Source organism: Prosthecobacter sp., assembly GCF_044226605.1.
Lineage (GTDB): Bacteria > Verrucomicrobiota > Verrucomicrobiia > Verrucomicrobiales > Verrucomicrobiaceae > Prosthecobacter.
Genome location: NZ_JBGAGS010000007.1, coordinates 195,299 through 210,090, shown reverse-complemented (window position 1 = coordinate 210,090; position 14,792 = coordinate 195,299). Strand labels below are relative to the sequence as shown.

13 protein-coding genes are annotated in these 14,792 nt (G+C 61.0%); 4 read left to right on the top strand and 9 right to left on the bottom strand.

Annotated elements, in window-relative coordinates; translation table 11 throughout:
* Positions 1-207: 207 nt before the first annotated feature.
* Together ACILSO_RS11455 and ACILSO_RS11450 are read right to left on the bottom strand one after the other, a co-directional pair.
* On the bottom strand, positions 208-1,233 hold the full coding sequence (locus ACILSO_RS11455) for a BPSS1187 family protein (RefSeq protein WP_395737538.1): 1,026 nt from the start codon (positions 1,231-1,233) through the stop codon (positions 208-210).
* Positions 1,234-1,296: 63 nt separating this feature from the next.
* Complete coding sequence (locus ACILSO_RS11450; protein ID WP_395737537.1) at positions 1,297-2,133, bottom strand: prephenate dehydratase; 837 nt, start codon at positions 2,131-2,133, stop codon at positions 1,297-1,299.
* Positions 2,134-2,320: 187 nt separating this feature from the next.
* Here ACILSO_RS11450 and pbpC point away from each other — a divergent pair, with 187 nt between their 5' ends.
* Positions 2,321-4,582 (top strand): penicillin-binding protein 1C, encoded by a 2,262-nt coding sequence (pbpC, locus tag ACILSO_RS11445; RefSeq protein ID WP_395737536.1) that lies wholly within the window; start codon positions 2,321-2,323, stop codon positions 4,580-4,582.
* Between the two features lie 185 nt (positions 4,583-4,767).
* Here pbpC and ACILSO_RS11440 read toward each other — a convergent pair whose 3' ends face one another.
* The 3 genes from ACILSO_RS11440 to ACILSO_RS11430 form a co-directional block, all read right to left on the bottom strand.
* Positions 4,768-7,080 carry a CehA/McbA family metallohydrolase gene (locus ACILSO_RS11440; RefSeq protein WP_395737535.1) on the bottom strand — a complete coding sequence of 771 codons (2,313 nt, stop codon included), beginning with the start codon at positions 7,078-7,080 and terminating at the stop codon, positions 4,768-4,770.
* Between the two features lie 219 nt (positions 7,081-7,299).
* Positions 7,300-7,536, bottom strand: a complete 237-nt coding sequence (locus ACILSO_RS11435; protein ID WP_395737534.1) for an addiction module protein — start codon at positions 7,534-7,536, stop codon at positions 7,300-7,302.
* A gap of 215 nt (positions 7,537-7,751) precedes the next feature.
* Positions 7,752-8,642: an EamA family transporter gene (locus tag ACILSO_RS11430; protein ID WP_395737533.1), complete on the bottom strand. Its 891-nt coding sequence runs from the start codon at positions 8,640-8,642 to the stop codon at positions 7,752-7,754.
* A gap of 187 nt (positions 8,643-8,829) precedes the next feature.
* Here ACILSO_RS11430 and ACILSO_RS11425 point away from each other — a divergent pair, with 187 nt between their 5' ends.
* Positions 8,830-9,978 carry a 6-phosphofructokinase gene (locus ACILSO_RS11425; protein ID WP_395737532.1) on the top strand — a complete coding sequence of 383 codons (1,149 nt, stop codon included), beginning with the start codon at positions 8,830-8,832 and terminating at the stop codon, positions 9,976-9,978.
* 66 nt (positions 9,979-10,044) lie between these two features.
* Here ACILSO_RS11425 and ACILSO_RS11420 read toward each other — a convergent pair whose 3' ends face one another.
* Both ACILSO_RS11420 and ACILSO_RS11415 read right to left on the bottom strand, forming a co-directional pair.
* The gene (locus ACILSO_RS11420; protein ID WP_395737531.1) at positions 10,045-10,431 is read right to left on the bottom strand and encodes a hypothetical protein; all 387 of its coding nucleotides are present in this window, start codon (positions 10,429-10,431) and stop codon (positions 10,045-10,047) included.
* 15 nt (positions 10,432-10,446) lie between these two features.
* Positions 10,447-11,541 carry an alpha/beta hydrolase family protein gene (locus ACILSO_RS11415; RefSeq protein WP_395737530.1) on the bottom strand — a complete coding sequence of 365 codons (1,095 nt, stop codon included), beginning with the start codon at positions 11,539-11,541 and terminating at the stop codon, positions 10,447-10,449.
* Positions 11,542-11,608: 67 nt separating this feature from the next.
* On the opposite strand from ACILSO_RS11415, the gene ACILSO_RS11410 reads away from it, so the two are divergent.
* Both ACILSO_RS11410 and ACILSO_RS11405 read left to right on the top strand, forming a co-directional pair.
* The gene (locus ACILSO_RS11410) at positions 11,609-12,328 is read left to right on the top strand and encodes a hypothetical protein (protein WP_395737529.1); all 720 of its coding nucleotides are present in this window, start codon (positions 11,609-11,611) and stop codon (positions 12,326-12,328) included.
* Between the two features lie 43 nt (positions 12,329-12,371).
* Complete coding sequence (locus ACILSO_RS11405) at positions 12,372-12,803, top strand: DUF5069 domain-containing protein (RefSeq protein WP_395737528.1); 432 nt, start codon at positions 12,372-12,374, stop codon at positions 12,801-12,803.
* A gap of 6 nt (positions 12,804-12,809) precedes the next feature.
* Here the strand turns inward: ACILSO_RS11405 and ACILSO_RS11400 are convergent, their stop codons facing one another.
* Together ACILSO_RS11400 and ACILSO_RS11395 are read right to left on the bottom strand one after the other, a co-directional pair.
* On the bottom strand, positions 12,810-14,057 hold the full coding sequence (locus tag ACILSO_RS11400) for a hypothetical protein (protein WP_395737527.1): 1,248 nt from the start codon (positions 14,055-14,057) through the stop codon (positions 12,810-12,812).
* 155 nt (positions 14,058-14,212) lie between these two features.
* The gene (locus ACILSO_RS11395; RefSeq protein WP_395737526.1) at positions 14,213-14,767 is read right to left on the bottom strand and encodes a hypothetical protein; all 555 of its coding nucleotides are present in this window, start codon (positions 14,765-14,767) and stop codon (positions 14,213-14,215) included.
* Positions 14,768-14,792: the final 25 nt, after the last annotated feature.

The window sequence follows — 14,792 nt, the reverse complement described above, 5'->3', positions numbered from 1 at the left end:
GCTGAAGCCCGAACTACGTACGGACGGTGGGTGGTTTGGAGGTGTTGTGCGGGTTTGTGGGGCTTCCCGGACCAGACCGGCTGAAGCCGGTACTACAATACGAAGAAGGGCTGGGGTTTGCGGAGTTGGAAGGATCGAGGACGAGTTCGAGTAGGAGGACGAGGACGATGGTGAGGAGCCGGGACTCCAATACGAAGAGGGTGGGGATTAACGAGCTTTCTTCTGCTGATCCTTCACGCAGTCGGGATCGGCGGGGGTGGGGGAGCCGGTTTGATCGACGGGGTGATTGAAGAGGTAGTGCCAGACGGCTTCGTGGATGTATTTGCCGTCTTTGTCCTTCACGGCGGAGCCGCCGGGGGTGACGGAGCCGTGGGCGCGTTTGTCATCGCCTTTCACATCGGCATCGGTGATGAGGCGGCGGGTGTTTTGAAAGGGTGGGGCGCTGATATCGACGTTCACGATGGGGCCAAACTGATTGAGGCCCATCATTTCCCAGGAGCGGCAGTAGTGGTCGCCGGTCCAGCCGCTGTCGAGGACGTGGCTGAAGCCGAAGATGCGGTTGCCCGGTGTGGCGGAGGGGAGGGACTGCCAGGAGTCGTAGTTGTCCCGAGGGCCGCAGAAACAGACGACACGATCAACTTTCTGGTGCTTGGCAAAACGGGCGGAGGTGGTGGCGCCATGGGAGGCGCCGGAGACGATGACTTTGTCCCAGCGGAGGCCTTTGCCGTCTTCGGAAATGAACTGGTCCCACTTGCCTTCGGGATGCTCTTTGGCGAGCCATTTCACGAACTGGAAGGAGCGCTCCATCATGCTGTCCGGCTGCGGAATGCTGACGAGATCGCTGACATCCTGGCCAGTGCAGGCTTCGAGGCGGATGTCGCCGAGGACTTTGCCGCTGTCGCGTTTGTCGGAGGGGATGAGGCCGAACCATTTGTTGGCGTAATGCGGCTGGATGGCGTGGAGGCCGTAGCTATTCAGGCGCTCGAAGAGCTGAGCGTTGTGGCCCATGAGCCAGATGACGAGCTTGCCCTGGGGCTTGACGCTGGTGTCCACGCTGGCGTTCTGCGTGTCCTGCGGCTTGCCTTTTTTATCGGTGAAAACGAAGTCGATTTCAGGGTGCTCTTTGGCGCGGGGATCGATCTCGCTGGCGCGTTTGGAGATGGTGGGCGCGGCGGCGCAAGCGAGGCTGGCGGAGAGGGCCAGAAGGGTGGTGAGGAGGAGGGGTTTCTTCATGGGTTGGAGCGGGTCGGAAGAGTGTTGGTGATGCAGTTGCCAGACGGGCCAGGAATGGCCCGACTACGACTCAAAGCGCTGGTCAGCGGAAAAGGAGCCGACGCTGCGGAGGGTGGCACCATCGGCGCGGGTTTGATCGAGGGCTTTTTGCACGCGGGGGTCGGCGGTGGAGCCTTCGATCTCGATGTAAAAGCGGTACTTGTTTGGCTGGCCGCGGATGGGGCGGGATTCCAGGCGCTTCATGTTGATGCTGTTCTCGCTGAGCGGCGTAAGGAAGCGGCAGAGGCTGCCGGGGCGGTCAGGAAGCTCGACGATGAGGGCGGTGCGGTTGTGCCCCTGCGATGGGGTGTTGGCGGTGTGGCCGATGAGGTAGAACTGAGTGATGTTTGGCACCTCACCGGCGATGGGAAAATGGAGAATCTGCAGGCCGTGGCGCTCGGCATTTTGACGTGGGCCGATGGCGGCTGCACCGGGCGTGGCGACGGCTTTTTCGGCGGCTTTGGCGGTGCTGGGTTCGACGACGCGTTTGACGTCCGGGTAGTTGGCCTTGAGCCAGTCGTCGCCATGGTAGAAGGGCATGGCGTGGGAGTGGATGGAGGTGATGGACTCCCCGGCCCTGCCGAGGAGGGCCAGCTTCACATCGAGCGTGAGTTCTTCGAGAATGGAAAGGGTGCTGCGGGTGTCCACGAGGCGGTCCACGGTGTCGATGATGAAGCCGCCGGAGGAGTTTTCGATGGGGACGATGCCCTGGGCCTCGGGGTTGGTGGCGAGGAAGGCGAAGACGTCGCCGATGTTGTCGCGGAGGCTGACGGTGAGGCCGGGGAAGCGCATCTGGGTGATGAGATGCGAGAAGCTGCCCTCGGGACCGAGGCAGGCGATGGTGGGCGGAAGAGACGTCATGCGGGCGGGGCATGCTGCGACGGAGGATGGGGATGGTCAAGAGGGCACGCTCTCAAAGAACACGCTAGGAGGCAGGTGCGAAGCTAGGCGAGCGCGACAGCGTCTTTGTATGTTGTTTTCAGGTGCCAGCCGCCCGTTCGCAAGTATCGCGCTCTGGATTTCAGCTCCAGTTCGCGTTCATTGCCGCATGCGGCAGCGCTGGAAAGTCTTTGTCATCACACCGATCATCCTGTGGGTGGTGGGGTGGTGGGTGCTGCCGAGGCTGGTGGATCTGCCGGAGGCGCTGCTGAGGCCGCCGCCGTCGTCAAAGCTGTATCTGGCGCGGGATGGCACGCCGCTGCGGCATTTGCTGAATGAAGATGGCACGCGCTCGGCACCGCCAGTCACGTATGACGAAATGCCGCAAGCGCTGGTGCATGCGCTCGTAGCGGCGGAGGACAAGCGGTTCTTCAGCCACGATGGTGTGGATCTGGTGGCGATCATGCGTGCCACGAGGGACAACGTGAAAAGTCGGCGCGTGGTGTCGGGAGCTTCCACGATTCATCAGCAGTTGATCAAGATCTCGACGCCGCAGTCCGGCAAACGCACGCTGTGGGTGAAATTCATGGAGGCGCTGCGGGCGCGAAAGCTGGCGCTCACGTGGAGCCGTGCGGAGGTGATGGCGGCGTATGCCAACCGGGTTTCGTTTGGCAATCTGATGACGGGTGCCGCGACTGCGTCCTCGGGATATTTTCACAAGCCGCTGGGAGATCTGACGCCGGCGGAGTGTGCGCTGCTGGCGGCGCTGCCGCAGTCTCCGACGCGGTTGAATCCTTTTCAAAACATGGCGGGCGCGGTGCTGCGGCAGCAGCACATCCTGGAGCAGATGCATGAGCTGCACTGGCTGAGCGATGAGGAGCATCGCGTGGCGCTGAGCCAGAAGATCGTGCTGCAGCGCTTCAGCGGCGGCTTTGAGGCACCGCATGCGATCGAAATGCTGCGCGGAGACGAGGCCAAGGAGACGACGACGATCCGCACGACGCTGGATGCGACGCTGCAGCAGCAGGTGGAGACGATCATCGCGCAGAGGCTGGAAATGCTGAGAGGACGGCATGTGACGCATGCGGCGGTGGTGGTGATCGAGAATGCGACGGGCGCGGTGCTGGCGCTGGCGGGATCGCGCGATTTTTTTTCGAAGGATGGCGGGCAGCTCAACGGAGCGTGGGCACCGCATTCGCCGGGGTCGGCGATGAAGCCGTTTACCTACCTGCTGGCGTTTGAGCGCGGGGCGACTCCGGCGAGCATCGTGGCGGATCTGCCAATTGAATTTGGCACGGCCACGGGGACGTACAGGCCGGAGAATTTCTCGCTGCGGAGCTACGGGCCGATGACGTACCGGTATGCGCTGGGGAATTCGCTGAACATCTCAGCGGTGCGGGTGCTGGACTCGATCGGCGGTGCGGAGACGCTGCTGCCGAAGCTGCGGGAGCTGGGGCTGACCACACTGAATGAAGACGCGGCGCACTACGGGCTGGGGCTGACGATTGGGAATGCGTCTGTGCGGCTGATGGAACTCGCGAATGCGTATGCGTGCCTGGCGCGGCTGGGACGCTACAAGCCATGGACGCTGCGGCAGGATGAGCGTGCGGCGACGGAGCAACGGCTGCTGGGTGAAAATGAGAGCTGGATGATCGCGGACATCCTCAGCGACAATCAGGCCCGGGAGATGGCGTTTGGCGGGTGGTCGGTGCTGCGGCTGCCGTTTAAGTGCGCGGTGAAAACGGGGACGAGCTCGACCTTTCGGGATAACTGGACTCTGGGCTACACGCCGGAGTTCACCGTGGGGGTGTGGGCCGGGAATTTTGACAACACACCGATGCAGGATGTGAGCGGCGTCACGGGCGCGGGACCGATCTTTAAAGACGTGATGCTGCACCTACATGAAAAGCATGCCATGAGCTGGTATGCCATGCCCAAGGACATCGTGCGGTCGCGCATTGATCCGCGCACGGGCAGACGCCTGACGCCACAAACGCCGCCTGCGCGAGTGAGCCGGGATGAGTTTTTCATCGGCGGAAAGCTGCCGCCGGTGGCGCAGGCGGGTGATTATGACGCGAAGGGCCGGGCGATTCTGCCGCGCGAGTATGCGGGGTGGATCAAAAGCAGCGGAAACTGGCTGGGCGATCTGGTGACGACGGCAGAGACGGAGACGCGAGCGGTGCTGCGGATCACGAATCCGATTCCAGGAACGGTCATTATTCTGGATCCGGATATTCGAAACAACGGGAGCCGGCTGCTGCTGCAGGCAGTGGGGACGGAGCGTGTGCGATGGGAATGCAAAACCCTGGAACTGCGCAGCGAGGGGGCGCACACGTTTGCGATTCTGAAGCCGGGGAGGCATGAGATCGAAGCGAAGGACAACGCGGGCGGATTGAGCGCGAGGACGTTTGTGATTGTGCGGGATGAGTGAGGGAGCAACGGGGAAATGCGCGAGAGAGGCATGTGAGATTCAGGGGCCGATGGGTGAATGAACGCTTCTCGCATACCTCCGGCATGCGACCTTGGTCGTGAATACGACGTGCGCGTGGTCCAGTGGTTCTCGCTCGCCAAGCCTCGCTTCACCACCGGCTAATTTCTTTGCTCCCTTCGGGAGTGTTATTCTGCCAAGCGCTCCCGATACACCTGCCGTGCATGCTCATACGCTGCGACGGCATCGGCGTGTTCTTTGGGGTCGATGAGGGCTTCTTTTTGCGACCAGCATTGATCGACGCATTTGAGGCACCATTCGAGGCTGGTCTTCTCGCGGATGGGCTTGTCATTCACGATGACGAAGATGGGATTGGTGTGGGAGCTGGCGCGGATGCGGAGGGCGACCCAGGAGCTTTTTGAAATGGGGACGTCAAAGGTGATGTCGCGGGTGGAGCCGTCGGCGAGAATGTTTTTCTGGGCGACGGAGACACCATTGACGATGACTTCGACGGGCACTTCATGCGAGGTGCCTTCGCGGGCGCGCTCGAGATCCCAGAAGGGTTTTTGATCGACGGGGGCGGACTGAATTTCAGGATGGCGTTTGTCATCGAGGCGGGCGGCGACTTTGGCGGTGAGCTTGAGGGTGGCGGGCTTGGCGAGTTTGAGTTCGCTGTTTTTGACGCCGAGCTCTTGATCATTCGCTTTGAAATCCATGAGGTGGCTCTTGCCATCGCTGACGTAGGCGCGGCCGGAGCGGATGCCTTCGCACCAGGCGTCGTAGGTGAGGCGGCCGTCGAGTTTCACATACGCGCGGCCGAGGCCCACGCGCTCGCCGTAGATGCAGGGGAAGTCCGTCTCGCCGCTGATGCGGGTGCGGAAGCCGGCATTGAGGGTGTGGTACCAGATGTTGAGCTCCCAGGTGTGCGGGGTGTCCACAGTGGAAAGGAAATCGACTGCGGGCACCGGTTTGCCGTCGGGGCCTTCGACCAGGTGCGTGACATCGACGATGTATTCATTGGCGCCGATGCCGTTGAAGGGCGGGATGATGAAGTTGGGGAGTTCATCCGTGGCGCTGGGGATGCCGAGCTTGTAGTTTTGTTTTCGTGCGGGGTCGTTTTCGGCGAGCGGTTGCAGGCCCCAGCCGCTGTGCGCGGGGCCGCAGAGGGCACCTTGTTTTTTGGCCCACTTCAAAGTGTTGAGGCAAAGGGTGGGCCAGTGTGCGGTGCTGTCGCCGCCGGGGTACATCTGCTCTTTAAGCTTGAGCAGGCAGAGGTGGCCGCTTTTGTGGGAGCCGAAACCGCTGACCTCCACATCGTAGCGGAGCAGGAAGGGGAAGCGGGATTCTTTGTCTTCTTTGCCGGTGAAGAATTGTTTCTGGTAATCGAAGCAGGGACCCCAGGTGAGATTGGCACCGATCTTCAAATCTTCGCCCATGCAATGGCGGGCCATGTCTGGTGCGTGCACGCCCATGCTGGGCACGGAGTAGTGCGCGCAGCCGGCGGCGTGGATGTGGTGGTCGCCGCTCCACCAGCCGCGTTTGCTGGGATCGATCCAACGCTGGACCTGGAATTTGAACGTGGTGTTTTGGCCGGTGATTTTGACGGCGCGCTGTTCGGGGATGGATTCGGGGCCGCGGCGGAAGGTGATGTCGTATGCGCCATCGGGGAGCTTTATTACTTCGCCATCGCCACGGTAGATCTGCGGGTGGAAGAAGAAGTCTGGCGCGATGCGTTTGATCTGGCTGGGGTAGATGCGTCCGGCGTGGTCTTTGATGAGGAGTTCGGCCATGCAGGGCTTGCCGTTTTCATCCGTGATGCTGAGCGTAACCTCGCGAGCAGGCAGGGAGTCGAAGAGGATGCTGGTTTCAGCGCGGAAGCCGAGGTCCTGCGTGCCCTGGCCGGTGTCGAAGCTGAAGGTGGCTTCGCGTTTGCCTGCTTCGCTGCTGTAAAGCTGGATGATGCGGTATTCGAGGCCGAGGCCGCTGAGCGTGGGCTGCTGCGGCGGGGAGTCAAACAGGTGCACGTCCAGCCAGCGGGCGGCAAGCGGTGGCTGGCCGGGATCGCGCGGCTTGACGTTTGGCACGACGGGCGGGGAGCCTTTGACGTACACTTCTTTGGCCTGCGGACTGGAGGCGGCGAGCTTGGCGGTGACGCCGGCTTCGTTTTCCACACGCACGAGGTACTGACGCCAGCCGGATTCATCGAGGACGGGCTTGGCGGAGCCGCGTTCGACTTTGACGCGTTGCTCGGGGGTGATGGTGACGTGGAAGAGAGCGTGGGCGTCGAGGACGGTCTGCGCTTTGGCGATGGAAGCGGCGTCGTGGGCCTGGATGCAAGTGCGCAGGGTGGTGAGCTCTTCGGGCGTGAAGGGAGAGCCGAGGAAGGCGGTGGCGTCGATGAGACGCTGCGTGGCGGCGAAGAAGGGCTGGGGCGGGACTTCGGCGCCGTGGGAGAAGCACGCGGTGATGAGAAAGCCAGCCAACCGGAGAGAGATCTTCATGGGGCTACAAACGCGATGCGCGGAGGGTGACTTGCGGGTCAGATGGTTTGCGGAGGTCTTGTGTCACCGCTACGCGGTTCCACGTGCCCGCCTGTTCATCGATCCGCGGTTACCGTGGGTTTCACCCACGGCTACGGTTGTGACAGCCCTACGGGCTTAGGTGCTGTTGAGAGCGCGGACGATGGGCAACAACATCAGCGCCGAGTGTCCAGACGGTGGTCATGCACGGGATGCCGCAATGTGTTTCTTGAGTTCCTGAATGCCTGCTGTCACCTGCTCGGTAGTTCGGACGGCATCGGGATTGGCCGCACATTCCTGAAGGCACTTGTCGAGCAGCGCAGTGGTCTGGGCGGTAATAGTGGTTTCACGCGAAACATCCTGCCAAAGCTCACTCACGAGCTGGAGCTTTTGATCTGCCGTGAGCGCACTCAAGGCGGGAATGGTTTCCAAGATCATGCTGGAACATGATCGCAGTGCGATGGCTGACAACGAGTTCTTTGCGCTTCGGGTTAGCGGCAGGGTTACGCATGAGAGGAAGGCGAAAAACGGCGGGAAGCGACGGGGGAGACGCAGATGTCTTGGACTGCACCAAGGACTGGAAGCAGAGTTCGTCATGGGACGCTCGAAAGCGGCGCTGAAGCGCCGCACTCCGGGGACGCTGTCGCGCTATTTCACACCACCACCAGCACGATGGCGCTCATCATCAGCAAGGCTCCGGCGAGGCGCCAGCGCATGACGGTGGGGCCGAGGTGCTGCTCGGCGTTTTTGAACCAGTGGCCGATCATCCAGACGAGGACGATGCTGAGGAGGCCGCGGGAGGCATAAACGATGTTGGCCGAGGTGGCTTTGCCGTAGATGGCGAGGGTGCTGACGAAGATGATGCTCTGGGTGCCGAGCAAAGCAGAGCCGCCGGCGAGCCAGGGCCAGGCCTGCGGGCGAATGGCGCTGAGAGGGGCGGAAAAGCGGAAAACAAGGCCGAAGGAGAGCAGCGCATTGATCCAGAAGATGCAGGGCAGGAGGCGGCCCGCTCCTCCCCAATGGGGGCCCCACTTTTGCACGAGGACATCAAACACAGCGAAGGCGACGGCTCCAATGCCGCCGGCGACAAAGGTGATGAGCAGATGACGCGGGGGCTTGCCGGCGTCTTTGCGATTCAGAAAGGTGATGCCAAGGACGCTGAGGAAGGCGGCGATCCAGAGCTTGAGGCTGACAGGGTCTCCAATGAGGATGGGGGTGAAGAAGGCGACGAGGATGACCTTCAACCCGAAGACGGGGACGGCGACGGAGACATCCCCCTTTTCCAAAGCGAGGAACTGGGAGAGCTGGCCGATGAAAAGGCACATGGCGATGATGCCGGGCTGCCAGAGCATTTCTTTTTCCACCGGGGGGCCGCCGAGCAGCCAGAGCAGGGAAAAGAGGCCCGCGACGATCACATTTGCGACAAATGTGGTGCGCCAGAGGCCGACTCCGAGATCGCTGGAGCGCTTGAGCACGAGGGCGCCGAAGGCGTACAGAAGGGCGGCAATGAACGGAAAAAGAGAGGTGGCGAAGGCGGGGGACACTGGGGCACTAACCACGCGCAGGAGGGCTGGGCAAGAGCGGGAATGCTGAATACAGACTGCCGGAGGCCGGGGGGGTGAAATGCGGGACTTATTGACATTCGGGATCCGGCATTTCGCGAGACATCAGCCGTCACTTGCAGGGAGGGCGGTGCTCGCTAAGCAGATAATCCCCTCCAACCTAATTTCCATGAGCGCTACCTTTCCCGAACAATCCGTCGCCGTACTCTTCAGTGGTGGTGATGCGCCCGGCATGAATGCTTTTCTGCGTGCCATCGTGCGTCTGGGCCTGAACCGTGAGAAGATCGCCGTGCTGGGAATTCGGGACGGCTACCGCGGCCTGGTACGCACGGCACGGGCCGTGAACAACGATCCGGAAGCGATGGTGCGGCTGAAGCAGGACATCGCCTCCCACACCGGACGGGCGGGCCTGATCTCGGAGCAGCTTCACATCATTCAGATGGACCATGCCAGCGTGAGCGGCATCATGGGCAAGGGGGGCACCATCCTCGGCTCTGCCCGCTGCCTGGAATTTCACGAGAAAAAGGTGCGCGACAGCGTGATCAAACTGCTGAAGGGCCTGAATGTGCGGGCGCTGGTGGTAGTGGGCGGCGACGGCTCCCTCACAGGAGCGCGGCTGCTGGCGGAGGAGAGCGACCTGCGTGTGATCGGCATTCCGGCCACCATCGACAACGACCTGCAGTTTACCGACATGGCGCTGGGCGTGGACACCGCGGTGAACACGCTGGTGTGGGCGGTGGATCACTTCATCGACACCGCGCGAAGCCATCGCCGGGTGATGGTGCTGGAAACGATGGGCCGTGCGAGCGGAGACCTGGCACGCATGGCGGGCCTGGCGTCCGGCGCGGAAATGATCATCACCCCTGAATCAGGAGCGCTGAACGAAGATGCGATGAAGAAACTGGCGGCGGAGATCGAAGGCGCGATGACGCGTGGCCGCGGACATGCCATCGTGCTGGTGGCTGAAGGCGTGGAGTTTGACCCGCCCCAGAAACGCAACCGCGCCTATGTGCTGATGGATGCCTTCCAGCAATACTTCCAGCGCTCCGGAGCCCCCTTCCCCGACCTGGAGGTGCGGCCTTCCGTGCTGGGGCACTTGCAGCGCGGCGGCCACACGACACCGCAGGACTGCATTCTCGCGGCACGCTTTGCGGACTGCGCCTGGAAGACCATTCAGCAGGCGGACGGCGGCAGCGGGATCACCGCGCTGAGGAAGAACGTGATCGAGATCGTGCCCTACGGTGAACCTGACATGCCGGAGCGTGCGGCCTTCTCGCATGAGATGGAGCAGCTGCATGATGATTTGAGCTCGTGGTAAACGAGTGGGCGTGAAGGTGTAGCTGTTGGCGCGCTTTGACGATCTTGTCCAATCCCACTCCTCACATCAACTCGTGAGATTCATCACTGTCAGCGGACCGTGATAACCAAAGGCTGCATCTGCGGCCTGCATCGCGCCATAGGACCACACACAGACCACCAGAACAGTCAGGCCGGCAGTTATTTTGGCATCCGTGGATTGTGTCATCGGAATGCCTTGATGCGATTCCGAACGAAGGCTGACCCATGCTGCCCAAAGAAGAGGGAGCAGCAAGGCCCACAGACCTGCTCTGAGGACGAACAACATATGATCCGGCAGGGCGTTCAATAGCAGAAGCGGTGACTCCGTTTCTGCCATCAACCGCGCCATTTTCCGAGTGAACGCATACCCCATCCAGATAAACAGGCACTGCACCAGGAGAAGGATGCTGATGGCCTTGGGCGGGAAGTTCATGGCAAAGGCATTGAATCAATTCTTCACCCAGCGGTCGAGCCATTTGAGGGTGTGCTCCCACATTTCAGGGAGATAGACGTGACCGACGTTGGGGTAGATTTGGTTTTCGAAATGGGATGCCGTGTCGCTGCCGTGAAGGGCATAGATTTGGCTGACGATTTCGCCGATGTGGCGCACGCCATCGGTGGGAGAGCCGCTGTCTTGATCGCCCGTCATGAAGAGCATGGGGCGGGGTGCGGCGAGGGCGATGACGCTTTCGGTATCGAAGTGCTTGAGCATGCCGGGGACGAAGTAGTAGATGCCGTGGGCTTTGAGCATGCCTGCACGGATGAGTTCTTCGTAGCGGGTCATGCAGCCGACGCAGACGGCGGCACGGGGGCGGTCATCGAGCGCCATGATCCACCAGCTGCGGGTGGAACCCATGCTGATGCCGGTGACGCCGATGCGCTGCGCATCGACTTCGGGACGTGAGCAGAGGTAGTCGAGGGCGGTGAGGTCATCGCGCAGCATCATGCCCCAGAGGGTGCGTCCGGCCCAGAGGTGAAATTTGGCGGCGGTCATCTCGCCATTGCCGCCCTTCTGCTGCGGGCCGTCGGGGCCGTGGCCGTTGCGCTCGCCGAAGCACGGGGCGTCGATGCCGAGGACGATGTAACCCGCCTGCGCCAGCGCGGGGCCTGCGGCCACGGGGGTGGCGTTGGTTTGCAGCAGCTCCTGTTTGCCGATGTCATACTGGCCGCCGTGCCAGTGGCAGTAGAGGATGGCGGGAGCTTTATGCTGCGGCGTGGCAGTCTTGGGCAGGAAGAGGTAGCCTTTGACGATTTCGCCCGCGCCGTTGTCGAACTGGAGGGTTTCCAGGGTGTAGGCGCCTTTGTCTTCGCGGCTGATGATTTGAAAGGCGGAGACAGGCGGGCGCGGAGGGAGATCACCGAGGAGTTCGTTCAGCTTGGCCCGGATGCCGGCGCGCTGCTGCTGCCATGCTTCGAGGGAGGCTGGCACCTTGAGGGGCGGGGCGATTTTGGTTTTTGCGAGCCAGGCCTCGGCGGCGGTGTTGGGTTCGGCGGCGTGCATGCTGGTGAGGAGGAGGATGAGGCAGACCGTGATCGTGCGCATGCGCTGGTTGTATCAGGACGGGAAATTTCACGCAACAAGGATGGCGGCCTTTCGTTCTCACCTTTCCATGAAACCTACCTCCCTGCTCACCCTGACTCTCGCTCTGGCCGCCTTTGGCGCACGTGCTGAAGACAAGCCGCTCCTCGCCATTCCGGGCAAAGTTATTTATGAAAACAAACTCAGCGATGGTGCAGGCGCGCCATGGAAGGCTGCCAAAGGCGAGTGGAAGCCGGTGGACGGCGTGCTGCGCGGCTCTGAGCTGGAAGCGGACAAGCACGGCGCGGTGACGCGACTGCCGAACAAGCTGACGGATTTCGTGATCGAGTACGAGTTCAAGTTTGCAGGCGCGAAAGGCACGAGCCTTTCGATCAACGCGATCAAGGACCACATGGCGCGGATCATGATCACGCCGAAGTCGGTGGCGATTCAGCGTGATGACAATGACCACGAAGGTCCGGACAAAGCGGTGGTGTTTGCGCGCTTCCCTACGGAGCTGGGCGAGGGCTGGCACAAGGTGCGGCTGGAGATGGTGGGAGACAAAATGCTGGGCAAGGTGGACGACCTGGTGGCCTGGGGCTCGAATGAGCTGTTCCTCAAGGAGAAGGCTGCTCCTGGCTTCACCGTCAGCGGCCAGTCGGTGGACTTCCGCAATTTCAGCCTGAAAGAGGCGACGCTGAATCCGGCCTGGGAAGAGGTGAAGGGCACGCTGCCGAAGCCGGGTGAGAAGGTGGCTGCGGCCGCAAGGCCTGCAGCGGCGAAAGGCGCGGCGAAGAAGAAGGCTGAGTAAGCCGGTGCATTGACTTTGCCATGCGTCCTCGGTAAAAGGGCGCATGGCTTTTCCCATTCGTTCTCCTCGTGATCTCGTCGGCGGCATCGCCGTGTTTGGCCGCATCCTGGATAAAATCCGGCTCAACGCGAAGGAGGGCAAACTGCCCGAGGGCTATCACCTGGGGTATCTGGCAGGGAGCCGCACGTTTGACGAACGGGTGTGCAAATTCCTCGGCGTGGACTTCAGCGAACTCTCCGCACGCACGCTGGAAGGAGGCACGGATGAGGAGATCCTGGAATGGTGCTGCCTGAACGGCAACCGGCCCACGGTCGAGCAGATCGAAATCTGGAACGGCTTCATGCACAAGCGTGGCTGGCGGGATGCAGCCACGGAGGGACTCATCAAACAACGTGCGGAGGCGGGGCTGGCCCATCGTGAGGACCTGATCACCTTCTTTGACATGATGGATGTCGAAGAAGGGCGTGCGCCGTGATCACAATCAGAAGCCACGAGGAGCCATGGAGTAGAGGCCCATGGTGACTTCGTAGGCATCTGGCATGGACATGCGCTTGAGTTCATGGCCGGCGCCCCAGGAGTCGGTGAAGAGGATCTGGTTCTTGGCGAGGTTATAACCAATAACCATGCGCATGTGACCGCCGCTGACCTGCCCGCCATTCGGCAGCGGTGGGTCTTCGGGTTTCTCGCCAAGCGACAAACCCCAGAGCAGCGGCACGCCTTTGTCTGTGTACTCTTTGACGATGGAACTGAACTCCTTTTCGGACACACGACGCTTGCGATTGGCGGCGTAGTAGAGCTCGGGGTTTACCAGAGGCTTGAAGGTGACCTTGAAGGCGCCGTCGATTTTGGCGAGGCTCTTCTGCATGGCCATGATGCTGGCCCCGCTCTCGGCATCCACACTGACGAGCTTGGCCATCTCGTGCTGATCGCAGGGAATGCGCATGTACTCAAACAAGCGCTGGCAGCTGGCGGCGACGCAGTAGCCTTTCTGCCCCTGGTCCACCATCGGAACGCCGGAAATGTAGACATCGCCGCCAGGGGTCTTTTTGACACGCTGAAGGAGCTCCATGCGCTGCACGCCGGTGGCCATCTTGCCCATGCTCCAGTCGGCCTGAGTCGGAGAGGCAAGTTTCAAGCGGAGAAACTCGGGTTTGGTGACTTTGCCGGGGGTGTTGTACTCATTGTATTCGAGGAGGGCGATGCCCGCCGGGGAGGTCCAGTTCCAGCCCGTGGTGGGCAGAGCTGCATTGGAGGAGAGCGTCTGGCGCTTGGGCGCCACCTTCATCACCTGGCTGAGATTCTGGCCGATGACTTTGAAGATGCGGTCGAACTCCTTGACGTCGATGTCGCCGGAGTCGCCGCGATTGTAGAAGGAGATCGTGGCGCGAGCAGCCTTGCCATTGACGAATTCCAAAATGGCTTCCTCCACCTTGATGGAGCCGCCGAACATGGTGAGATTGGTCTCCGCATTGCTGAACATGTGGCGGGAAAAACGCGCGCGGTCTTTGGCGCTGCTGACCCATTCGAACTGCGGGGGCTGCTGCTGCTTCTCCTGGTCTTCAAGCTTGAGGACGTAGTTGTTTTCGAAGTCGGCGGAAGACCACTGCCAGAGGGAGGCGAAGTTTAGGAGGGCGTCGAGGTTGGCGGAGAGTTCAGGCAGCTTGCGCTCCTGGGCATGCACCTGCAGGGAGAAGAGGGCGATGATAGCAAAGCAAACGCTACGTTTCATGCGGAGGTTGTAACTGCTCCGGTGCAGGCAAGTCAATCATTTCGCCATATCGTCATCGAGGATGTGTTGGTCACCGGCGACTGCGCAGATAGTCCAGTGGACACAAGGGTTTCAAAAGTCACCCTTTGTGTTTGCTGTCCATGGAGGGCTTGTTCTTACAAGCGGCTGAAATCTACTATATAAACACCGGTTCGATCTTTTTTATAATCAATGCGCTCTTCCATCTGAACAACGTAATTGGGTCCCTTCCACTCGATACTCTCTTTTGAACCGGCCGGTCCTGGTTTGGGGGTGCCTTCCCCAGCAGCTTTCGTTATTTCAGCTTTTAATCTTGTCGCCATGCTTGGCGTGGCAGGCTGCGACAGTTGTCCCATGTCAACGGTCAAACTGGTGGCTTTGTTATTCGTAAAGGTGGCCCTCAGACTGATAATATTCAACTTACCTTCAAAGAGAGTGAGCTTTCCACCCATGCTGGCACTCAGGATCATGAGGCCATCGTTCTTCGTCAAAACCTGAAGCTTACCTTCGGTGTTCGACAAAGCTGCGCCAATCTCCCTGAACTTTGCCGGAGTAAGACTCCAAGGATCTTTCCAGTTGATCAGCTCGTCCACGCAGTTTCTGGCAAGTTTTGGCTGCGCGTGAATGGTGGGCTGGGCCAAGAAAAGACAGGCAAGTGTGATGAGGAAGACTGACAGATGGAATGATTTCATGAGACTTATGTTTCGCAGTATGAAT